The following is a 21494-nucleotide window of genomic DNA, read 5'->3' as shown; positions in this document are numbered from 1 at the left end:
GATCGGCCGAGAGGAGAGACGCCAATGAACATCCGCATCCGCACCGCGCTTCTGGGCGCCGCAATCGCCGGCACCGCCGCGACCTCGGCCGTGGCCGAAGAGTGGCGCCTCAACAACTTCCTGCCCGAGACCCGGCCGGAGACCGCGCAGATCGAGCAGTTCGCCGAGGACGTGAACACGGCGCTCGCCGACAAGGACTTCACGCTGACCGTCTACAGCGGTGGCTCGCTGGGGCTGAAGAACACCGACCTGCTGCGCGTGCTGCCGCGCGGCGCGGTGGAGATGAGCCTGATGTGGTCGAACTACCTCGGACGCGATGCGCCGGCGCTGTCGTCGGTTTTCGTGCAGGGCGCGATCAGCACCGTCGACGAGCTGAAGGCGGTGCTGCCGGTGGCGCAGGAGATCTACGAGGAGGAATACACCGACTGGGGCGTGACCACCGTCGGCTTCGTGGCGATCCCGACGCTCTCCGTCTCGGTCTTCTGCCGCGACGAGCCGATCCACACGCTCGAGGACCTCAAGGACGTCAAGCTGCGGGTCTGGGCGCGCGAGCAGGTCGAGACTTTCACCAAGCTCGGCGTTGCCGCGCAGATCATCCCGCAGGAAGAGACCTACGTGGCGCTGAAGACCGGCGTGGTGGACTGCGCGCTCTACCCGGCGCTCTACGCCAGCACGATCTCGCTGCAGGAGGTGACGAACTACGCCTCCTTCCTCTACCCGATGGCCTCGGCGCCCTACACGCTGGGCGTCGCCACCGACACCTGGGAGTCCACCGACCCCGAGATCCAGGCGGCGATCACCACGGCGGCGGATGCGCTCTGGGAGCGGACCAACCAGTACGACAAGGACGCCGAGGCCGAGATGGCCGCGCGCGAGAAGCTGGGCGAGATGGGCGTGACCTGGGGCGAGGACTTCCCCGAGGAAGACCGGGCGCAGTTCATGGAGGCCGTGTCCGAGACCTGGGCGATGCTCGCCGAGGAAGCCGGGGGCAACGCAATGGACTACCGCGCCCGCGTGCTCGAAGCGCTCGGCCGCTGATCCACGGCGATGGTGGCGCTGAGACACAGGTTGACGCGGGGGCTGGAAGTTCTGGCCCTCGCCATGGCGCTGCTGGCGGCGCTGGCCATGGTGGGGATCGTCGGGATCATCACCACCAGCGTCGTCATGCGGCGGTTCTTCAATTCGCCGGTCCATATCACCGAGGACATGGTGGGGCTGATGCTGAGCGCCATGCTGTTTCTCGCCCTGCCGCTGGTGACGCTGCGGGCCGAGCACGTGCGGGTCTCGATCGTCGCCGACGCCCTGCGGAGCCGCGTCCCGCACCTGTTGCGCATCGCGGCGATGCTGGTCGGCGTGCTCTTCTTCGGCTGGATCGCGCTGGAGTCGATCCCCTGGCTCGAGTTCGCCTGGAAGCGCAACCTCAAGACCGAGACCGCCCGCGTGCTGCTCTACCCGTGGATGGCGACGCTGCCGCTTTCGGTCGGTGTGACATGGGTGATCTTCGCCGGACGGCTGCTGGGGCTGCTGGCCCCCGAACGGCCGCACGCGCCGGAGGACGTGCAGTGATCCCGGCCCCCGAAAAGGACAGATAGCCCATGTTCTGGACCACGCTGATCGGCGTCATGGTGTTCTGCGCCTCGACCGGCGTCGCGCTCGGCGCGGCGCTTGGCCTCACGGGGCTGGTGCTGCTGCACGTCTATTCCAACGGCGCGACCTCGCTGGCGGTGGATGCGATCTGGAGCGTGTTCAACTCCTTCACCCTCAGCGCCGTGCCGCTGTTCATCCTGCTGGGGGAAATCCTGCTGCACAGCGGCGTGAGCAACCGCGCCTATTCCGCCTTCGCCCCGCTCTTCCGCCGCGTCCCGGGCGGGCTGCTGCACACCAATATCGCGGTCTGCACGCTTTTCGGCGCGGTCAGCGGCTCGAGCATGTCGACCGCCGCCGCCGTGGGCTCGGTCGCCTACCCCGAGATGGTGCGGCGCGGCTATGACAAGGACGTCATCGTCGGCAGCCTCGCGGGCGGCGGCACATTGGGGCTGCTGATCCCGCCGAGCCTGTCGTTCCTGATCTACGGCGCTCTCACTGAGACCTCGATCGGGCGGCTCTTCATGGCGGGGATCCTGCCGGGGCTGATGATCGGGCTGATGTTCATGGGCTACATTCTGGTGAAGGCGCTGCGCCACCCGCAGATCGCCCCGCGCGACGAGAGCGGCCTGCCGCTGCGCGACATCCTGCGCGGCTTCAGCCAGGTCTGGCCGCTGCTGATCCTGATCGTCGCGGTGATCGGCAGCATCATCGGCGGCATCGCCACGCCCACCGAGGCGGCGGGGCTGGGCGTGGTGCTGGCGGCGTTGATCTCCTTCCTCTGGGGCGATCTGACCCTGCGCAAGCTGCTCGACGCGATCTTCCATTCGACGCAGCTCTTCGCTGCGATCGGCTTCGTGGTGCTGGGCGCGACGATCCTCGCGCAGTCGGTCAGCATCCTCGGCATCCCGCAGCAGATCCTGAACACCGTCGCATCGAGCGGGCTCGGGCAGTACAGCATCCTGCTGATCGTGGTGCTGATCTACCTGCTGCTCGGCTGCTTCTTCGACGGGCTGTCGCTGATGATCATGACGCTGCCGGTGGTCTTCCCGCTGCTGACCGGGCTGGGCTATGATCCGGTCTGGGTCGGCGTGCTGATCACCATCGTCATCGAGATCGGCCAGGTGACGCCGCCGGTGGGGCTCAATCTCTCGGTGCTGTCGAGCCTGACCAAGAACGAGATCAGCCTCGGGCGGGTGGCGACGGCGACGGTGCCCTACTGGCTGATCCATCTATTCGCGCTGGGGGTGCTGACCGCCTTCCCGGTGATCGCGCTCTACCTGCCCAACCTGTTGTTCTGAGGAAAGGTTTTCCCACATGGCCCTGAAACTCCGTCCCAAGCGCTTCGGCCCGGTCTCGGTGCTCTTCGCCCCCGAAGGTCCTGTGCGCTTCGTCTCGGGCGAGGGCGCCGAGCCGCTGCCGCATCCGCCCTACGACAAGCCGGTACTGACCCTGATGGCGTCGGTGGCGCATTGCCTCGTGGAATCGCTGCGCATCGTCGCCAAGCGCGAGGACGTGGCGCTGCCCGCCTATGCGATCAAGGTGACCGCCGAGAAATCGCTCGATGCGCCGGGGCGGATCGAGTCGATGGTCTGCCGTATCGAGGGCGAACTGCCCGAGGAGATGCTGCGCGAGGCGAAGTCGATCTGCACGGTCAGCAATACGCTCAACTGCAAGATCACCCTGGAGTGAGGCGGCCATGCCCCGCGCGCCGCTTGTGAAGCCGCGCCGGATGGGGCATGTGACGTCATCTTCGTGGCAGCGGAAAGGATCGTGTCATGGACTACAGCAAGATGGGCGGCGCGCGCGCCGGTTCGAACAAGCCGAAATTCAAGGCGGAAGACCTCAAGCGCGAGGGCAAGGCCGGCACCGGCGGCAAGGCGAGCAAGGAAGAGCTTCTGGCGCGCATGAAGGCGCAGAACGAGGCGAAGAAGAAGGACTGAGGCGCTCGCGTGGCTCGCGATGCGCAAGACACCTAGCCGAAAAAGAAAAAGGCGCGGGATTTCCCGCGCCTTTCGTCTGTTCGGGCAATCCCGATCAGTTCTTCGCTTTGTCGACCATCTTGCCGGCCGAGATCCAGGGCATCATGCCGCGCAGCTTGGCGCCGGTGGCTTCGATCTCGTGCTCGTCGTTGGCGCGGCGCGAGGCCTTGATGGTCGGCTGACCCACGGCGTTCTCGAGCATGAAGTCGCGGACGAACTTGCCCTGCTGGATATCGGTGAGGACTTCCTTCATCGCCTTCTTGGTCTGCTCGTAGGGCAGGATGCGCGGGCCGGTGACGTACTGGCCGTACTCGGCGGTGTTGGAGATCGAGTAGTCCATGTTGGCGATGCCGCCTTCATAGATCAGGTCGACGATCAGCTTCACTTCGTGCAGGCACTCGAAGTAGGCCATTTCCGGCGCGTAGCCAGCTTCCACCAGCGTCTCGAAACCGCAGCGGATCAGCTCGACGAGGCCGCCGCAGAGCACGGCCTGCTCGCCGAAGAGGTCGGTCTCGCACTCTTCGCGGAAGTTGGTCTCGATGATGCCCGAGCGGCCGCCACCGATGGCCGAGCAGTAGGACAGGCCAATCTCCAGCGCCTTGCCGGTGGCGTCGTTGTGGACCGCCACGAGGCAGGGAACGCCGCCGCCCTTGGTGTATTCGCCGCGCACGGTGTGACCCGGGCCCTTCGGCGCCATCATGATGACGTCGACGCCGGCTTTCGGCTCGATCAGGCCGAAGTGCACGTTGAGGCCGTGGGCGAAGGCGATGGCCGAGCCTTCCTTCAGGTTGTCATGCACGTACTTCTTGTAGGTCTCGGCCTGAAGTTCGTCGGGCATGGTGAACATGATCAGGTCGCACCAGGCCGCCGCTTCGGCGATGCCCATGACCTGCAGGCCTTCGGCTTCGGCCTTCTTGGCCGAGGGCGAGCCTTCGCGCAGGGCGACGACGATGTTCTTCGCACCCGAGTCGCGCAGGTTCAGCGCGTGGGCGTGGCCCTGGGAGCCGTAGCCCAGGATGGCCACTTTCTTGTCCTTGATCAGGTTGATGTCGCAATCACGATCATAATAGACGCGCATGGGTCTTTTCCTTCCTTGGTGCAGCCTTGCTGCGGGTCTTGGTGCGGGCGGTTTGTTGCGCCGCTTGGTTATGAGGCGCAATTTACGTACCCATTGGTGATGCGGGTTGCGTTTTTCTTGAATATTTTTCCGAAAGATGAAAGATCATTCTCGAAATGATGAATTAACGGCGAAAACATGCTCGACGACACCGACCGGCGCATCCTGCGCCAGTTCCAGGCGGCGCCGGACCTGCCCGGGGCCGAACTGGCCGAGCGGGCAGGGGTCACGCCCTCGACCCTGGCGCGGCGACTCGCGGCGATGCGCGAGAAGGGCGTGCTGCGCGGCACGCGCGGGGTGATCCACTGGCCCGCCCTGGGATATGATCTGGAGGTCTCGCTGCGCGTGGCGCTCGACAAGACCGTCGCCAGCGCCTTCGACGAATTCATCGCGGCGGCGCGGCAGGTGCCCGAGGTGATCGAGATCCAGACCTTCCTCGGCTCGATCGACGTGCGTCTGGCGGTCATCGCCCGCGACCTGGCGCATTACCAGCAGCTCTACCGGGGCCAGATCCTCACCCTGCCGCATATCTCGGACATCGAGGCGCTGATGCACGTGGCGCTGGTGAAATCCGACGAGACGGTGCCCCTATGATCGACCTCGACGACACCGACCGCGCGCTGGTTCTGGCGCTGGCCAAGGACGCGGGTGCCAGCGCCGGGGCGCTGGGGCGGCAGCTCGGCCTCTCGCAGCCCGCCTGCTGGCGGCGCATCCAGCGGCTGCGCGAGATGGGCGTCTTCCGTAAACCGCGGCTCGATCTCGACCTCGAAGCGCTGGGGTTTGGCGTCACCGTCTTTCTCGGCGTGAAGCTTGCCACCAAGGGGCGCGTCAGCCTCGAGGACTTCGAGCGGGCTGTTTCGGCCATTCCCGAAGTGCAGATTGTCGAGCACGTGCTCGGCGCCTTCGACTACCGCCTGCGGGTGGTGGCGCGCGACATTCCCGATTTCGAACGGGTGCTGCGGCGGCGGATCATGACCCTGCCCGGTGTGGGCCGGGTCGAGGCCAACGTGGTGCTGACCGAGGAGCGCCGTCCCGGGCCGCTCTGACGCCCGCGACCATCGGAGGTTTTGCCAATCCGCGCGCAACGCGCTAACCCCTGCGCAACAACAAAGGAGGTGGCCATGGCGCTGCGCAAGGATGTGGACCCGACGGGTCTCGACGAATTCTCGGTGGTCTTCACGGATCGCTCGCTCAACCACATGTCGGCGGCCTTCCAGGAGGTGATGCGCGACATCTCGGCCGGGCTGCGCGAGGTCTACGGTGCCGACGGCATCGCCGTGGTGCCGGGCGGCGGCAGCTACGGCATGGAGGCGGTGGCCCGCCAGTTCGGCCGCGGCGCAAAGGCGCTGGTGGTGCGCAACGGCTGGTTCTCCTTCCGCTGGAGCCAGATCTTCGAGGCCGGCGGATTCGGCGGCGATGTCATCGTGATGAAGGCCCGCGCCACCGGCAACGGCATCCAGGTGCCCTTTGCCCCGGCGCCGATCGAGGAGGTGACCGCCAAGATCCGCGACGAGCAGCCCGACATCGTTTTCGCGCCGCACGTGGAGACCGCCGCCGGGATCATCCTGCCCGACGATTACATCAGCGCTCTGGCCGCGGCGGCGCATGAGGTCGGCGCGCTGATGGTGCTCGATTGCATCGCCTCGGGCTGCGCCTGGGTCGACATGAAGGAAACCGGCGTCGACGTGCTGCTGTCGGCCCCGCAGAAGGGATGGAGCTCGACCCCCTGCGCAGGCCTCGTGATGATGTCCGAGCGCGCGCTGGCGCGTCTGGAAGAAACCACCTCGGACAGCTTCGCTCTGGACCTCAAGAAGTGGCGTCAGATCACCGCGGCCTACGAGGCGGGTGGCCATGCCTATCACGCCACCATGCCCACGGACGGGCTGCGCATGTTCCGCGACGCGATGAACGAGACCCGCGAGTTCGGCTTCTCCGAGGCCAAGGCGGCACAGTTCGAGCTTGGCCGCAAGGTGCGCGCGCTTCTGGCGTCGAAGGGTGTGGTGTCGGTCGCCGCCGAAGGCTTCGGCGCGCCGGGCGTGGTGGTCAGCTATACCGCCGATCCCGAGGTTCAGTCGGGCCGCGCCTTTGCCGCTAAGGGCACGCAGATCGCCGCCGGCGTGCCGCTGCAGGTGGACGAGCCCGCGGGCTTCTCGACCTTCCGCCTTGGCCTCTTCGGGCTCGACAAGCTCAAGGACGTGGACGCCACGGTGGCGCGTCTGGACAAGGTGATGGGCGAGGTTCTCTGATCTCGAGAGCCGGGGGGCGCGCCGAGCAGGCGCGCCTCTTGCCCGCCGGAGCACCGGCCTGCACCGGCAACCCCTTCCCTGAGGGGGCGCTTTCCTGAAAAGAGACGATCTGCCCGGCGTGGAGCCACGGAAGAAGGTTCGGGCCGGGCAGATCGCTGGTCCGCAGGCGCGGCGGGACCAAGGAGGCCGCGCTTCGGATCGAGGTCGGAGCTTTGCGGGACGGAAGCTGCCCTTTGCTCCGGTGACCAGCCTGCACCACGATTCTCGCGCAATTGTTGCAGACCGCGATTTTTGCGCCGCAACGGGGCGATCAGCAAAGACGCGCCATCATCGCCGGGTAGCGCGCGGCGATCTCGGGCGGCACCGCCTCGGGCCCGAAGCGGCGGCAGACCAGCGCCAGCGGGCTGTGGATCGCATTGTTGCGGTGCTCCTCCACGGCAAAAAGCCGGGCCGAGACATAGTCGGCGTGTTTGAGACAGCCGAGCGCCATGCGCCGGGACATGGCCCTGGAGGCCAGCCGGCCGCGCAGCGTGGGGTTGTCCGGATCACCGAAGAGCGGTTCGAAGAACAGCGGCGCCAGGACCGAGACGCTGTAGAGCTGGCGCTTGGCGTCGCCGAGCGCGTCGCGGTTGCCGGAGGCGACGAGGATCTGGCACTTGATGGTCAGCGCGTAAAGATACGGCCTGGAGCCCGGCTCGAGCAGTTGCAGCACCTGCTCGATACAGGGAATTGCGGCATCAATCCTTCCCATGAAGGCGCGCAGCTGCCCGATCAGCGGCAGGGTCGAGGTCACCGAAAGGCTGGCGCGATAGGCCTGCTCTGCGATCCCGACGGCCAGCTCGTCGTAGCCGCGGTCGAGGAAATGCAGCAGCTTTGCCGCCATGATCGCGAGGTCCGGCGTGTCCTGAACATTCGGCAGGGCCGAGGTCACCAGCGCCTCGATCGCCGCCTCGTCCGCGGCACGCTCGTCGACGCCATCTGCAAAGAGCTTGTGGCCGAGCATGATGTATTTCGTGTGCAGATGCGCCGCGTGCATGATCCGCAGGCTTGCATCCTCGGGGGCGGCGTCCTGCAGCTCTATGATCCTGCGCTCGGACTGGCGCCACTCGGTGAGATACTTGCGGTCGATCGACTCGGCCTTGGCGGTCAGCTTGGCGAGGCTCTCGGTCGCCGTGGCGCTGCTGTCCATCTTCCAGAAACCCGCCGTGTACATCGACACCGGCAGCGGCGCGTCGGCGTCGGTCGCCCCGGCCTTGGCGTGCCAGGCCTCGTTGAGCAGACGCCGGATGAAGCCGCGCATGGCCGCGGGGTCGGTCAGCAGCGCATGGCCGTCGTCCTCGAGCCCGACGCGTCCGACCGACAGCAGGCGGGCGGTGTCGAACTGCTTGACCGCGGTCACGCAGTGCACCGCGCCGTCCTCGGCGAAGAAGGTCAGCTCGATCATCTTGCTCGGCCCCTGGCCGGCGGTGCCCGCGCGCGGCAGGGCGTCGGGCATGAAGATCACGCTCTGCCCGTCGGGGATCTCATCCTTGACCACCTCGTGCAGGGTCTTGGCGAAACGCTCCGCGCGGGGCCGCAGCGTGCCGAGCATGTCGAGCCCGTTCAGCGGCCCGACCAGCAGGTCGGCCCGGGCCGGATCGCGCAGCATCGCCGGCGGTCCGGCGACCCAGACGTAGCCTTCGCCGTAGCGAGTGGCGATGAACCGGGGGCTCCGGGCGTTGTCGGCGAGCTTGCGGCGCAGCCGGTTGATGACGAAGTCGATATTCCGCTCGCTGCGGTCCGAGCCGACCTCGGTCAGCGCGTCGAGCAGCATCTCGCGCGTGGAAATCCTGTCGGGATGGCGGGTGAGCAGGGCGAGCGCCCGCGCCTCGGACCGGGTGAAACGCAGGGTCTGACCGCCGCTGGTCTGCGCGGAGCTGAAATCCTCTGCAAAGGTGATCTGGGAAAACTGTTGGGCGTTGGTAATGGCGACCCCCGAATTTGCGGCAGCTTGTATCGAACCCCGCGTGGAAATTATTCATTTCTTATCAATTGGTGGTAGATTACCATAGCTTTCGCAATTTCGCCTCCCGTTGAATTCCTTCCCGGACTCAAAAGCATCGCGCCAACAGTATGCCGTGAAAGGACACCATTCAGCATGCCGGGATCATTAGAATTTTCTATGCGTTTTGCCTTTACTGTCGTGTGGTTACTTGTGCTCCTTTCGGGGGGCGAGGCGCGGGCACAGGCATTCTTTGCGGATTTTGTTGTCGATCCGGTGACCGGCGTGGACAGGGGATCAACCTCGCAAATCCGCAAGGTCGAGGAATTGACCGCGGTCGCCACAATTTCGTCCACAGGCTCGGACCCGATCGGGCGCTACGTCGGCTCTTTGGGCGTCTCATTTCCCTTCGCGACGGAATATGGCAGCCAGATTGACGTGCTTGGCGTGCTCGGCGGGCCCGATATCGACGGCGGCCCCGAACTGCGCGCGGGTGGGCTGGGCTATCGGCTCGGGCTCGGCACCGGCACGACGCTCTACGTGAACTACGACTACGGCGATTACCTGCTCGGAACCGAGCGCCTCATGCCGCTCGACGTGACCGGCGAGCGCGAGACCATGGCGCTGGGGCTGCGCCATGTCTGGACGCTGGGCGAGGACAAGCTGACCGGATCGTTCGAGTTCGCGGCGAAATCGCACGCGGACGAGATGATGGGGCTCGAGGTGGCGGACGAGGATCTGCGGCTGCTGCGGCTGGCGCTGACCTACGACAGTGGCAAGCCCTTCGCTTTCCGCCGCCGTCTTGCGCTAGCGGTGACCAAGGGGTTGTCGGGCTTCGGCGCCTCCGAGGCAGACAATCCGCTGCCGAGCGCACGCGGGGTGACGCCGGAGTTTCTGCGCGTGGCCTTCAGTGCAGAGGTTTCGATTCCGGTGCAGCCCGCGACCTACGTGAACGCCGGGGTGATCGGGCAGTTCACCCGCGACAGCCTGCCGGTCTCGCAGCGCTGCGGCTATGGCACCAATGCCTATGCGCGCGGCTTCGACCGCAGCTACGTGATGGGCGACCAGTGCCTCGGCGGGCGGGTCGAGCTGGCGCGGGACTTCCAGCCGCCGGACATGTCGACGGGCGCGCTGCGCCGGACACAGGGCTTCGTCGCCGTTGATGGCGGCCGGTTGCGGAACATGGGCAGCGCGGTGTTCTCGGGCGACCGCGACGAATGGTCGAGCGCCAACTGGGGCGTGCGGACGCTACAGGGGAATTTCCTCGGCGAGATCGCCCTGTCGCACATCCTCTCGAAGCCCGAGGGCAGCACGCCGCAGGATCAGACGCGGCTCTGGTTCCAGGCCGCCTACCAGTTCTGAGGTGCGGCAGCAGGGCCTGCGCCCGGATCAGCCTTCTTCAGTCCACCGCAAAAGCGCGGCGTGTGGCGTCCTTGATCTCGATCGAGAAGCCGGGGGCGGAGGGCGCCATATAGGCGCCGCCGCGCAGCACGCAGGGATCGGTGAAATGCTCGTGCAGGTGGTCGACGTATTCGGTGCGGCGGTCGTCCTTCGCGCCGCAGACCGCCACGTAGTCGATCATGCTCAGGTGCTGCACGTATTCGCACAGGCCGACCCCGCCCGCGTGCGGCCAGACCGGCAGCCCGGCCTTGGCGGCCATCAGCTGCACGGCAAAGACCTCGTTGAGCCCGCCGAGCCGACAGGCGTCGATCTGCACCACGTCGATCGCGCCCGAAGCGATGAACTGCTTGAACATCACCCGGTTCTGGCACATCTCGCCGGTCGCCACCTTGACCGGGGCGACGCCCTCGCGGATCGCCCTGTGCCCGAGGATGTCATCGGGGCTCGTCGGTTCCTCGATGAACCACGGCTTGGCAAAGGACAGGCGGTTCACCCAGTCGATGGCCTGCGGCACCTCCCAGACCTGGTTGGCGTCGATCATCAGCGTGACGTCCGGGCCCAGCTCCTCGCGGAAGATGGTCAGGCGGCGGATGTCATCCTGCAGATCGCGGCCCACCTTCATCTTCACATGGGTGAAGCCCTGCGCCCCGGCCTCGCGGCAGAGCCGCCGCAGCTTGTCGTCGGGATAGCCCAGCCAGCCCGCCGAGGTGGTGTAGCAGGGATAGCCCTCCTCGAGCAGCGTGGCGATGCGGGCGGGCTTGCCGCGTGCGGCCTCCTGCAGAAGCTCCAGCGCCTGTGCCGGGTCGAGGAAATCGGTCATGTAGCGGTAGTCGGGAATGCGGGCGAGCTCCTCGGGGCTCATCTCGGAGACGAAACGCCAGACCGGCAGCCCGGCCTCGCGCGCCATGAGATCCCAGACCGCGTTGACCAGTGCGCCGGTCGCGAGGTGGATGACGCCTTTTTCCGGCCCGACCCAGCGCAGCTGGCTGTCGCCGGTGATTTCGCGCCAGAAGGCGCCGGGGTTGGCGCGGATGTCGTCGGTGTCGCGGCCGATCACCTGTCCCTTCAGCGCCTCGATGGCGGCGACGCAAAGCTCGTTGCCGCGCCCGATGGTGAAGGTCAGCCCGTGGCCCTCGTGCCCGCCGTCGGTCTCCAGAGTCACGTAGGCGGCCGAATAGACCGGGTCGGGGTTCATCGCGTCGGAGCCGTCGAGACCACCCTCCGAGGGGAAGCGCAGATCCCATGTGCGCAGGCCGGTGATCCGTGTCATGCCGCGGCGACCTCCTTCTTCTGCACCACGTAGATGTGCTCGCAGGCCAGCACCACCTCGTCTCGCTGGTTCAGCACCTGCACCGTCTCGAAGAGCTTGCCGGACTGCGGACGCTTGGGGTCGTCTTCCTTGCGGGCGGCGGTGATGCGGGTGCGGATGGTGTCGCCGATGAAGACGGGCCGGACAAAGCGCAGCCGGTCGTAGCCGTAGGAGAAGGCCAGCGGATTGATCTCGGTCGCGGTCAGCCCGACGCCGATGGCGAAGATCATCGTGCCATGGGCGATGCGGCCGCCGAACTCGGACTTGGCCATGAACTCGGCGTCCATGTGGTGCGGGAAGAAGTCGCCGGTGTGCCCGGCGTGGACGACGAAATCGGTCTCGGTGATCGTGCGGCCGTAGGTCTCGCGGACCTCGCCGATCTCGATCTCTTCAAGGTAGCGGGGGCGTTCCATCACGGGGTCTCCTGAATGGGGGTCAGCGGCGCGGCAGAGGCGGCGTAGCAGGCCTCGACCAGCGCCATGGTGCGCCAGCCATCGGCGACGGGGGCGATCAGCGCCTCCTCGCCCGCGGCGGCGCGCTGAAGGTTGTGCATGCGGGCGGTGAAGCTCTCGGTGAACCACGAGCCGGTGAGCGGGATCGCTTGCCAGCCGCCGCCGTCGTTGATCTCCAGCACGTCGGGCTCGCCCTTGGGGTAGTCGAGGTTCACGCCCAGTTTCATGAAAGCTGCGCCCTTCGTGCCCGCGACGCGCAGCTCGCAGGCCTGGTGCGGGCGGCCGAAATCCCAGTCGTGGTTGACCGAGAGCAGGCAGCGCAGCTCGGGTCCGTAGTCGAGGATCGCGGCGGTGCGGGTCTGGGCGACGGCATGGCTCGGGTGGCCGAGGGTGCGGGCAGAGACGCCCCTGGGGTCGCCGACGAGGTGGCGGATCAGGTCGAGGTAATGGATCGAGTGCATGGCGATCTCGATCCGGGGCAGCCCTTCGAGAAAGGTCCAGAGGCCCCACGGCGTGGCGAGCACCCCGTGCATCTCGATGTCGACCACCTGACCCAGCAGGCCCTTGTCGATGGCGTCCTTCAGCGCCACCGCCATGGGGGCAAAGCGCAGTTGGAAGTTCATCGCCGCCAGTAGCGCGCGGTCGCGGCAGATCCTGAGGATCTCGCTCGCGCCTTCGAGCGTGCTGCCCATGGGCTTCTGGATCAGCACCGGCGCGCCCTCGGGCAGCCGTTCGAGTATCCCCGCATGGGCGTCGGGCGGGGTGGCGAGGTCGAAAACCGCATCCGGCACCGCCAGCGCCTCGCGGGCGGTCAGCGCCCGCGTTCCGTGCTCGGCGGCCAGCGCCTCGGCCTTGGCGTGGTCGGGGTCGGTGATGCCCGCCACCTGGTAGCCGCCCGCGGCCCAGGCGGGCAGGTGGGCATCGCGCACGATCGAGCCCGCGCCGAAGATGACGATCGGGCGTCGGGTGGCCGGCGGGGTCCAGTCCTGTTTGAGCGTCTCCATGGTGCCTCCTCAGCCGCGCAGGGTGAGCCCGGTCTCGGCGTCGAAGAGATGCGCGCGCGACAGGTCGAGGTGGAAACGCAGCACCTCGCCGCGCTTGACGACGCGGGGGTTCAGCATCCGCGCGGTCCAGTTCTCTCCGCCGAACTCGGTGAAGAGCAGCGTCTCGTTGCCCAGCGGCTCGGACAGTTTTACCGGCAGCTCGCGGCTGTCGACGGCGTGGCCGCTTTCGCTGTGGATGCCGTGCCCCTCGGGATAGACGTCGTCCGGACGCAGACCAAGCACCACGCGCCGCCCCTCGGCGACGGTGAAGGTGGGCGGCACCGGCACTTCGGTGCCGTCATCGAAATGCAGCGCGCCCCGCGTGACCGTGGCCTCGGCCATGTTCATCGGCGGCGAGCCGATGAAGCTGGCAACAAAGCGCGAGGCGGGGCGGTTGAACACCTCGTCGGGCGTTCCGACCTGTTCGATCACCCCGCCGCGCATGATGACGATGCGGTCCGCGAGGGTCATCGCCTCGATCTGGTCGTGGGTGACATAGACCACCGTGGAACCGAGCCGCGCGTGCAACTGCTTGATCTCGGTGCGCATCTGGCCGCGCAGCTTGGCGTCAAGGTTCGACAGCGGCTCGTCGAACAGGAACACGTCCGGGTCGCGCACGATGGCACGCCCCATGGCGACGCGCTGGCGCTGCCCGCCTGAAAGCTGCGCGGGGCGGCGCTCCAGCAGCAGCTCGATGTCGAGGATACGCGCGGCCTCCTTCACGGCGGTGTCGATGGTGGCGGCATCGCGTCCGGCGATCTTCAGCGAGAAGCCCATGTTCTCGGCCACCGTCATATGCGGGTAGAGCGCGTAGCTCTGGAACACCATCGAGATGTTGCGGTCGCGCGGCGGCAGGTCGTTGACCACCCGCTCGCCGATGCGCAGCTCGCCGCCCGAGATGTCCTCGAGCCCGGCGATCATCCGCAGCGTTGTGGACTTGCCGCAGCCCGAGGGGCCGACCAGCGCGACGAACTCGCCGTCGGCGACCTCGAGGTCGATGCCCTTCACCGCGTGGAAGCCGCCGTATTTCTTGTCGAGTGTGGATAGGGTGAGCGTTGCCATGTCTTATCCCTTGATCGCGCCCGAGGTCAGGCCCGAGACGAGGTGCTTCTGCACCGCGTAAGTCAGAAGAAGCGCCGGGATGATCATCACCACGGCCAGCGCGCACATGCCGCGCCAGTCGATGGTGAACTCGGCGGTGTAATCCAGCAGGCCCACCGGAAGGGTCTTGCTGTCGGTGGAGCGGGTGAGCTGGCTGGCCAGCGCGAACTCGTTCCACGAGGTGAGGAAGGCGAAGATGCCGGCGCTGGCGATGCCGGGGCGGGCGAGCGGGAACTCGACCTGCCAGAAGGCCTGCCAGCGGGTGCAGCCGTCGATCTGCGCCGCCTCGGCCAGATCGCGCGGGACCTGCCGGAAGAAGCCGTCGATCAGCCAGATGCTGAAGGGCACGTTGAGCGCCGTGTAGGCGATGATCATCCCTGCGTGGGTGTCGATCAGCCCGACCTTGGCGTAGAGGAAGAACAGCGGCAGCGACAGCGCAATGCCCGGCACCGTGCGGGTCAGCATGAGGCCGAGGAACCACGCCGACTTGCCCTTGAAGCGGTAGCGCGCGAAGGCGTAGCCGCCGGACATGCCGATCGCCAGCGAGATGATCGTCGAGGTGACGGCGATGATCACCGAGTTGCGGAAATACGCGACCACCGGGATGCCGCCCTGTCCGACGCCCGAGAACATGTCGACATAGGCATCGAACGACAGCTCGCGCGGGATCCAGACCGGCGGCTTGGCCATGATCTCGACCGTGGGCCGCAGCGAGTTGAGCACGATCCACAGGCCCGGAAGGCAGATGATCAGCATCGAGATGAAGAGCGCGATGTTGAGCGCCCAGGCCGAGCCGCGTTTCTTCAGACGTGCGGAGGCATTCGCGTCCATCACCAATCCCCCGCGACCTGCGCCCGGGCCTTGCCGAGCTGTGAGAAGAAATACGCCGTGAAGGCCACCGACAGCAGGATCGCGACATAGGCCATGGCATTGGCCATCCCCATGCGGGCGTCGGAATAGGCGGTGCGGGCGATCAGCGTCCAAAGCACCTCGGTCCGGCCGGCGGGGCCGCCGTCGGTCATGATCTTGATGATGTCATAGGCCCGCGCCACGTCGAGGCTGCGGATGGTCATCGCGATGAAGGCGAAGGGCATCAGGAAGGGCCATGTGACATAGCGGAAGGTCTGCCACGGCGTGCAGCCGTCGACCCGGGCCGCCTCCTGCGGATCGCGCGGCATCGCCATGAGACCCGCCAGGATGAAGATCGCGAAGACCGCAGTGGAGGACCAGATCTCGGCAGCGGCGATGGCGAGGAAGGCGAGCTTGCCGTCGATCAGCCAGGGGATCGCCTTATCGGTGAGGCCCAGCGACTGCAGGGCGTTGTTCACCAGCCCGACGTTGTCGTTGAACATGAACTTGAACTGGAAGCCGACGAGGATCGGCGAGAACATCATCGGGAACATCAGGATGGTGCGCAGCAGCCGCTGGCCGCGGGTCTGCCGGTCGACCAGCAGCGCGAGGCCGAGGCCGATCAGCATCTCGAGATTCAGCGCCACCGTCAGCAGCAGCACGGTGCGGCCGAAGGCGATCCAGAAATCCATGTCGCCGAAGATGCGCTGGTAGTTGCGGATGCCGATGAACTGGTAGACCGACTCCGGCCGGGTCAGACGAAACGGCGTGAAGCTCGACCAGAGCGACAGCAGCAGCGGCAGCACCACCACGGCGGCGAGCACGATCACCGCAGGCAACAGCAGCATGATATGCGGGGGGAGGCGCGAGGCCTTCATCTTTGTCTCCTGTCAGGGGAGGCGGGCCGCGCAAGGGCGGCCCGCGAAGCGGCGCGGCTCAGAGCTCGCCGGCGTCCTCGAGGATGTAGGTCGCCTCTTCGGCGGCCGTGTCGAGCGCCTCCTGCGGGGTCTTGTCCCCGAGGATGGCGGCCTGCAGTTCCGGGTAGAGCACGTTGGTGATCTCGATCCAGCTCGGCGTCTGCGGTACGGGGAAGGCGGTCTCGGCGGCCACCTGGAAGGCCTTCAGCACCTCGGTGCGATAGGCGTCCCCCTCGGCCTCGGCGATTACGTGATCCCAGACCGACTGGCGCGAAGGCAGCGGGCCCGCGGCGCTCTCCAGCTTCTGGCTGTCTTCGTTGGTCAGGAACCAGACCAGCGAGGCGGCGGCCTCGGGGGTCTCGCAGTCCTGCGTGACCGAGAACCCGTGGAAGCCCGACCAGCCCGAACGGATGTCCGCGGATCCCTTGGGCGGCGGCGCGACGCCGACGTTGCCCGCGACCTTCGAGGCTTCGGGGTCGTTGAAGAACCCGGCCCAGCCCGGCCAGTCGAGGTTCAGCGCCACCGTGCCCGAGGCGAAGCCCTGGCCGAGATCGTCCCAGAGGTAGTTCGGCACGCCCGCGGGCACGGCCTGCGCCTGGTAGAGATCGACGAACCAGTTCAGCGCCTCGACGCCTGCTTCCGAGTTGAAGGCGGGACGCCCGTCGGCGTCGAGGAATTCGCCGCCGTCGGCCACGAGGATCTCGTAGAAGCGCCCGGCGATGGCCTCTTCCTTGCCGGCGTATTGGGTGCCGTAGAAGTTCGGCGCATCGGCGAAGAACTTCGCCTGATCCGCGACCTGGTCCCAGGTTTCGGGCACCGCGAGCGGGTAGCCGTATTCCGCCTCGAAGGCGGCGGCATCGGCGGTCTCGTAGAGGTCCTTCTGGTAGTAGAGCGCCGAGACGTCGAACTGCGCGCGGGGCAGCATCACCAGCTTGCCGTCCAGCGTCGCCGACTGGATGTTGCCCGGCACGAAGTCGGCGAGCGCCTCTTCCGGCAGATACTCGCGGAGGTCGACGTAGATCCCCGGGTACTGCGGCGCAAAGGACGAGTGGTTCGAGCCGACGCACCAGCCGAGCTGGCCGGTGGCGATGTCGGACTTGATCTCGCGGTCGAGCTCGAAGTGGTTCTTCTTCGAGATCACCTCGACCTTGGCACCGGTCGCGGCCTCCCATTCGGCGATCCGTGCGTAGAGCGGCTCGTATTGCTGCCCGCCGATGAGTTTCGCCTCGATGGTCACGCCCTCGAAGCTGCCCGGCAGATCCTGCGCGGAGGCGGCGGTTGCCAAGGCCAGCACCGCCGCCGAAGCGGTTGTCAGATATTTCATGGTTCTCCTCCCTGAAAATCCGCGAGAGGTATCCCCTCACTTATGGATAATCTATTTATATGCAAATACAATGTGAGGCGCCTGTCAAGGAAATCCGCTGGATGCGCAGAACGTATTCTTATATGAATGACGTAATTCACAGAGAGCAGCATGACCGACACCACTGACCGCTACCGCGCGCCGGCGCTCGACAAGGGGCTCGACATTCTCGAGTTGCTTGCCGGGATCGAGGGCGGGCTCACCCAGGCCGAGATCGCCAAGGCGCTCGGCCGTTCCCCCAACGAGTTCTACCGGATGCTCGAGCGCCTCGCCCGCCGTGGCTATGTCGCCCGCGTCGAGGGTGACCGCTACGCGCTGACGCTGAAAATGTTCGGCATGGCGCAGTTCCACGCGCCGACGCGTCGGCTTGCCTCGCTGGCGACACCGCTGCTGCGCGACCTGGCCGAGCGCACCCGGCAGGCGAACCAGCTTGTCGTCTTCGACCGCGGCAACGCCGTGGTCATCGCCCAGCAGGAGGCACCGGGCTACTGGGGCATCTCGATCCGCGTCGGGAGCCACATCAACCTCTTCGACACCGGCTCGGGCAACGTGCTGCTGGCCTTCTCCAGCCCGGAGCGGCGTCTCGCGATGGTGGCCGAGAACAGCGATACCGGCGCGCCGGCGCGCGCGATCCCCGCCGAGTTGGAGGCCCGCTTCGAGGTCATCCGCGACCGTGGCTACGAGGTGAAGCCCTCGGCGCAGACGGTCGGCGTGACCAACCTCTCGGCTCCGGTCCTGGCGCCGAGCGGCGAGGCCATCGCCGCGGTCACCATTCCCTACCTGCCGCTGGTCGACAGCGAATCCGCGCCCAGCCCCGAGGACGCGACGGCGGCGCTGGTCGAGACCACGGCCGAGCTGTCGCGATTTGCCGGATATGGCGCGGAGGGGGAGACATTCGCATCTGAATGATCCATTCTTGAGTGAATACTTCGCTCAGGGAGGAGCACATGCAAGAGCCCGCGATTCTGGACAGCCACCTTCACCTCGTCGACCGCAGGCGGCTCGACTACCCGTGGCTGTCCGGCGCGCCGCTGCTGGACCGGGACTGGCTGCTGGAGACCTACGCCGAGGAGGCCCGCCGCATCGGCATCGGCGGGGCGATCCACATGGAAGTGGACGTCGCCGATGCGCGCATCGAGGACGAGACCACCTGGGTCGAGGAACTGGCCGCCAGCGGAACCTTCCCGATCCGCGGCGCGATTGCCGCCTGCCGTCCGGAGTCTGGTGATTTCCCAGCCTTCCTTGAACGCTCCGCCGCGCGCGATCTCGTCGTCGGATTCCGCCGCGTGCTGCACGTGGTGCCCGACGCGGTCTCGCAGGGGGCGCTCTTCCGGCAGAACATCCGCCTGCTCGCCGGGCCCGATCTGCCCTTCGACCTCTGCGTGCTCGCCCGGCAGTTGCCCCTGGCCATCGACCTGGTCGATTCCGCGCCCGACACCCGCTTCGTGCTCGACCACTGCGGCGTGCCGGATATCGAGGGCGGACAATGGGACATCTGGGCGCGCGACCTTGCCGAGATCGCCAAGCGCCCGAACGTGTCGGCCAAGATCTCCGGCGTGGTCGCCTATGGCGGGGCGGGCTGGTCGCTGGATGAGCTGACCCGCTGGGTCACCTACACCGCCGAGACCTTCGGCCCCGAGCGCATCTGCTGGGGCGGCGACTGGCCGGTGAACACGCTGGGCGGCGGGCTCTCCACCTGGGTCGCCGCCACCCGCGCGATCTTTGCCGGCTGGAGCGCAGATGAGCGCGCCGCGCTTTATGCGGGGAACGCGGCGCGCATCTGGAAGCTCTGAGCCTCAGAAGGTCGCGGCGAACATCCGGTCGAGGTCGTCCAGGGCGGCCTCGAACGCCCCGTCCTTCAGCGCCGCGTTGATCCGCTCCGACGCCTCCTGCTGGAACGGCATGTAGCCGTCGTGGCGGGGGCGCATCCAGGCGGTATCCAGCGTCGCGAGGGTGCCCGAGTAGAAGCCGCCCGCGCCCGCATCCACCTGCGGCGATACCCAGGCATCGCGGTGCCCGGCCTGACCGCCCGTCGAGGCCCAGAGCCCGGCCTGCGCCTCGGGGCCCGCCGCATGGCGGGCAAAGGCGATGGCTGCGTCCGGGTGCTGGCAGAAGGCCGAGACCGCGAGCCCCGTGCCGCCGAGCGCACTGCCTTTCGGCCCGGCGCCGGGCGCGGCCTCGGGGATGTCGTGAAAGGTGACGCGGTGCGGCGTGGCCTCGGGCAGCGAATAGCTGATGTAGCCGTAGATCAATGGCGCGCAGGCGATGCGATCGCTCTGCGCCATCTCGGCCAACACGGCGATCGGGTCCATCTGGAAGCAGGCGGGGTCGACCTTCGCCGCGAGCGCCGTCAGCAGTTCCAGCGCGCGCAGGCCGCCGGCTCGGTCGACGAAGGGCGCGGCGCCATCGACCTGGCAGGGATGCCCGAGGTTGGCGCAGAGCGTGTAGAAGCTCATCAGCACGTGCGGCGGGCGCAGCGGGATCAGCACCCGCCCTTCGTCGGCGAGCCGCATCACCTCGTCCCACGTGGTCACCGGCGCCGTCAGGTCCGGCCGCACCGCCTGAACCTGCGCCGCGGCATCCACGGGGTAGGCCCATTGGCGACCCTCCCAGGTGTAGCTCTCGTAGGAACGCCCGAGCGACCCGGCGGCGATCTCCGGCGCATCGGGCAGGGGGGTCAGGCAGGCTTCGCCGGTGATCTGCCCGACGTGCGGGTGGTCGATGATGACGAGGTCGTAGGCCTTGGCCAGATCGAGCACCGGGTAGCTCTCGAAATCCTGCAGCGAGCGCCGGTCCCAGGTGATCCAGACGCCGTGCTTGGCCTCCCATTCGCGCGACAGGGCGGCGAGCGGGTCGTAGCCGCGCGGGTGGTCCCAGGTCATGCCCTTGAGGGTGATCATAGTCCGAACTCCTTGCGGATCGTCTCCGAATGCTCGCCGACGCGCGGCGCGGCGCGGCGGCCCGCCGGGCGGCGGCCGTCGATGGTCAGCGGCGCGCGGGTGGTGTCGATCGACACGCCGTCGTCGCGGGTCACGGTCTGCAGCAGGTCGAGCCGGGTGAAGGCCTCGGCCTGCATCAGCTCGGACCAGTTGAGCACCTCCGAGCACCAGATGTCGGCGGGCTGCAGGATGGCGAGCCAGTCGGCGACGGTCTTCTCGGCCACGCGCTCGGCGAGCCGGGCCTTGATCGCGTCGCGGGCGCTGAAGGCATCGCTGGCCGGGCGCCCGGCCAGTTCGGGCAGCTCCAGAAGCGCCGCCAGCCGGTCGAGCGGGGTCATCGCCAGCGCGAGGTAGCCATCCTTGGCGGCATAGACGCCGTAGGGGGCGCCGAGGTAGGCGTGGGCGCCATTGGTCTGCGAGCGGGTGGGCAGGCGGCGGCCGTCGTTGAGCCAGGTGGTCAGCACCTCGAACTGCAGATCGACCAGCGCCTCGAGCAGCGAGGTCTCCACGTGCCGCCCGATGCCGTCGATGCCGCGCCGCACCAGCGCCGCGAGAATGCCCTGCGACAGTGCCACCCCGGCGAACATGTCGCCCACGGCGAGCCCCATGGGCACCGGCCCCTGCGCCGCGTCGCCGGTGAGCCACATCAGCCCCGAGCGCGCCTGCGCCAGAAGGTCCTGCCCGGGGAACTTCACCCAGGGCCCGTCGTCGCCGTAGCCCGAGATCGAGCCGTAGACGAGACGCGGATTGAGCGCGTGCATCTCCTCCCATCCGACGCCGATGCGGTCCGCCACGCCCGGGCGGAAGTTCTGGATCATCACGTCGGCCTGCGCCACCAGCCGCTTCAGCGCGGCAAGATCGGCCGGATCCTTGAGATCGAGCGCGAGGCTTTCCTTGCCGCGGTTGATGGCGTGGAAGATCGTCGAGTCGCCGCCGATTTCCGTGTCCGACAGGTAGAGCTGCCGCGACAGGTCCCCGGCACCGGCGCGCTCTATCTTGATCACCCGCGCGCCCAGATCGGCCAGCCGCAGCGAGCAATAGGGGCCGGAGAGAAACTGGCTGAGGTCGACCACCAAGAGCCCCTCGAGCGGGCGCTCGGGCAGGGGGGCTGCCGGGCTGCTTGCGGTCTGGGTCGGAGGGCTGGCGGTCATCTGGCGCTCATTCTTCTGTGAAAGGTCTGCTCACATATGAATGACTGCTTCACCCATGG

Annotated in this window: 22 protein-coding genes; 11 read left to right on the top strand and 11 right to left on the bottom strand. The window is 67.5% G+C overall.

Annotated elements, in window-relative coordinates:
• Window positions 1-24 precede the first annotated feature (24 nt).
• The 5 genes from dctP (at window position 25) to LC039_RS14255 (ending at window position 3527) form a co-directional block, all read left to right on the top strand.
• Window positions 25-1038 carry a TRAP transporter substrate-binding protein DctP gene (gene dctP, locus LC039_RS14275; RefSeq protein WP_226625350.1) on the top strand — a complete coding sequence of 338 codons (1014 nt, stop codon included), beginning with the start codon at window positions 25-27 and terminating at the stop codon, window positions 1036-1038.
• Window positions 1039-1047: 9 nt separating this feature from the next.
• Window positions 1048-1566 (top strand): TRAP transporter small permease, encoded by a 519-nt coding sequence (locus LC039_RS14270; protein WP_413463844.1) that lies wholly within the window; start codon window positions 1048-1050, stop codon window positions 1564-1566.
• A gap of 29 nt (window positions 1567-1595) precedes the next feature.
• A complete protein-coding gene (locus LC039_RS14265) occupies window positions 1596-2885 on the top strand; it encodes a TRAP transporter large permease (RefSeq protein WP_226625337.1) in 1290 nt (429 codons plus the stop codon).
• Between the two features lie 16 nt (window positions 2886-2901).
• Complete coding sequence (locus LC039_RS14260; protein WP_226625334.1) at window positions 2902-3276, top strand: OsmC family protein; 375 nt, start codon at window positions 2902-2904, stop codon at window positions 3274-3276.
• 86 nt (window positions 3277-3362) lie between these two features.
• A complete protein-coding gene (locus tag LC039_RS14255) occupies window positions 3363-3527 on the top strand; it encodes a hypothetical protein (RefSeq protein ID WP_226625332.1) in 165 nt (54 codons plus the stop codon).
• Window positions 3528-3621: 94 nt separating this feature from the next.
• Here the strand turns inward: LC039_RS14255 and ilvC are convergent, their stop codons facing one another.
• Complete coding sequence (gene ilvC / locus LC039_RS14250; protein ID WP_226625330.1) at window positions 3622-4644, bottom strand: ketol-acid reductoisomerase; 1023 nt, start codon at window positions 4642-4644, stop codon at window positions 3622-3624.
• A gap of 177 nt (window positions 4645-4821) precedes the next feature.
• On the opposite strand from ilvC, the gene LC039_RS14245 reads away from it, so the two are divergent.
• From LC039_RS14245 to LC039_RS14235, 3 genes are all read left to right on the top strand, one after another.
• The gene (locus tag LC039_RS14245; RefSeq protein ID WP_226625327.1) at window positions 4822-5277 is read left to right on the top strand and encodes an Lrp/AsnC family transcriptional regulator; all 456 of its coding nucleotides are present in this window, start codon (window positions 4822-4824) and stop codon (window positions 5275-5277) included.
• Window positions 5274-5729, top strand: coding sequence for an Lrp/AsnC family transcriptional regulator (locus LC039_RS14240; protein WP_226625325.1), 456 nt, complete (start codon window positions 5274-5276; stop codon window positions 5727-5729). The genes LC039_RS14245 and LC039_RS14240 overlap by 4 nt, the downstream gene beginning before the upstream one ends.
• Window positions 5730-5804: 75 nt before the next feature.
• Complete coding sequence (locus LC039_RS14235; RefSeq protein ID WP_226625322.1) at window positions 5805-6929, top strand: aminotransferase class V-fold PLP-dependent enzyme; 1125 nt, start codon at window positions 5805-5807, stop codon at window positions 6927-6929.
• A gap of 310 nt (window positions 6930-7239) precedes the next feature.
• Here the strand turns inward: LC039_RS14235 and LC039_RS14230 are convergent, their stop codons facing one another.
• Window positions 7240-8817, bottom strand: a complete 1578-nt coding sequence (locus LC039_RS14230) for a helix-turn-helix domain-containing protein (protein WP_226625556.1) — start codon at window positions 8815-8817, stop codon at window positions 7240-7242.
• Window positions 8818-9195: 378 nt separating this feature from the next.
• Here LC039_RS14230 and LC039_RS14225 point away from each other — a divergent pair, with 378 nt between their 5' ends.
• Window positions 9196-10272: a ShlB/FhaC/HecB family hemolysin secretion/activation protein gene (locus LC039_RS14225; protein WP_226625319.1), complete on the top strand. Its 1077-nt coding sequence runs from the start codon at window positions 9196-9198 to the stop codon at window positions 10270-10272.
• A 37-nt stretch (window positions 10273-10309) separates the two neighbouring features.
• Here LC039_RS14225 and LC039_RS14220 read toward each other — a convergent pair whose 3' ends face one another.
• Genes LC039_RS14220 through LC039_RS14190 form a run of 7 tightly spaced genes read right to left on the bottom strand, consistent with a single transcriptional unit; the run spans window position 10310 to window position 17306 of the window.
• The gene (locus tag LC039_RS14220; RefSeq protein ID WP_226625317.1) at window positions 10310-11581 is read right to left on the bottom strand and encodes an L-fuconate dehydratase; all 1272 of its coding nucleotides are present in this window, start codon (window positions 11579-11581) and stop codon (window positions 10310-10312) included.
• Complete coding sequence (locus LC039_RS14215; protein WP_226625314.1) at window positions 11578-12033, bottom strand: MaoC/PaaZ C-terminal domain-containing protein; 456 nt, start codon at window positions 12031-12033, stop codon at window positions 11578-11580. The genes LC039_RS14220 and LC039_RS14215 overlap by 4 nt, the downstream gene beginning before the upstream one ends.
• Window positions 12033-13076, bottom strand: coding sequence for a Gfo/Idh/MocA family protein (locus tag LC039_RS14210; protein WP_226625312.1), 1044 nt, complete (start codon window positions 13074-13076; stop codon window positions 12033-12035). Before LC039_RS14210 ends, LC039_RS14215 begins: the two co-directional genes overlap by 1 nt.
• A gap of 9 nt (window positions 13077-13085) precedes the next feature.
• Window positions 13086-14177, bottom strand: coding sequence for an ABC transporter ATP-binding protein (locus LC039_RS14205; RefSeq protein WP_226625306.1), 1092 nt, complete (start codon window positions 14175-14177; stop codon window positions 13086-13088).
• A gap of 3 nt (window positions 14178-14180) precedes the next feature.
• Window positions 14181-15047 carry a carbohydrate ABC transporter permease gene (locus LC039_RS14200; RefSeq protein ID WP_226625299.1) on the bottom strand — a complete coding sequence of 289 codons (867 nt, stop codon included), beginning with the start codon at window positions 15045-15047 and terminating at the stop codon, window positions 14181-14183.
• Complete coding sequence (locus LC039_RS14195) at window positions 15047-15943, bottom strand: carbohydrate ABC transporter permease (RefSeq protein WP_226625298.1); 897 nt, start codon at window positions 15941-15943, stop codon at window positions 15047-15049. The genes LC039_RS14200 and LC039_RS14195 overlap by 1 nt, the downstream gene beginning before the upstream one ends.
• 58 nt (window positions 15944-16001) lie before the next feature.
• The gene (locus LC039_RS14190; RefSeq protein WP_226625296.1) at window positions 16002-17306 is read right to left on the bottom strand and encodes an ABC transporter substrate-binding protein; all 1305 of its coding nucleotides are present in this window, start codon (window positions 17304-17306) and stop codon (window positions 16002-16004) included.
• Window positions 17307-17456: 150 nt separating this feature from the next.
• Between LC039_RS14190 and LC039_RS14185 the strand changes: the two genes are divergently transcribed.
• Together LC039_RS14185 and LC039_RS14180 are read left to right on the top strand one after the other, a co-directional pair.
• A complete protein-coding gene (locus LC039_RS14185; protein WP_226625294.1) occupies window positions 17457-18254 on the top strand; it encodes an IclR family transcriptional regulator in 798 nt (265 codons plus the stop codon).
• Window positions 18255-18292: 38 nt separating this feature from the next.
• Window positions 18293-19138, top strand: coding sequence for an amidohydrolase family protein (locus tag LC039_RS14180; protein ID WP_226625293.1), 846 nt, complete (start codon window positions 18293-18295; stop codon window positions 19136-19138).
• A gap of 3 nt (window positions 19139-19141) precedes the next feature.
• Here the strand turns inward: LC039_RS14180 and LC039_RS14175 are convergent, their stop codons facing one another.
• Together LC039_RS14175 and LC039_RS14170 are read right to left on the bottom strand one after the other, a co-directional pair.
• The gene (locus tag LC039_RS14175) at window positions 19142-20245 is read right to left on the bottom strand and encodes an extracellular solute-binding protein (RefSeq protein WP_226625291.1); all 1104 of its coding nucleotides are present in this window, start codon (window positions 20243-20245) and stop codon (window positions 19142-19144) included.
• A complete protein-coding gene (locus LC039_RS14170; protein ID WP_226625290.1) occupies window positions 20242-21435 on the bottom strand; it encodes a CaiB/BaiF CoA transferase family protein in 1194 nt (397 codons plus the stop codon). Before LC039_RS14170 ends, LC039_RS14175 begins: the two co-directional genes overlap by 4 nt.
• Window positions 21436-21494: the final 59 nt, after the last annotated feature.

The sequence above is a fragment of the Alloyangia pacifica genome (assembly GCF_020524285.1).
In the GTDB taxonomy this organism is placed as follows: domain Bacteria; phylum Pseudomonadota; class Alphaproteobacteria; order Rhodobacterales; family Rhodobacteraceae; genus Salipiger; species Salipiger pacificus_B.
The sequence above is the reverse complement of the archived record's forward strand: the minus strand, read 5'-3'. Positions and strand labels throughout refer to the sequence as shown.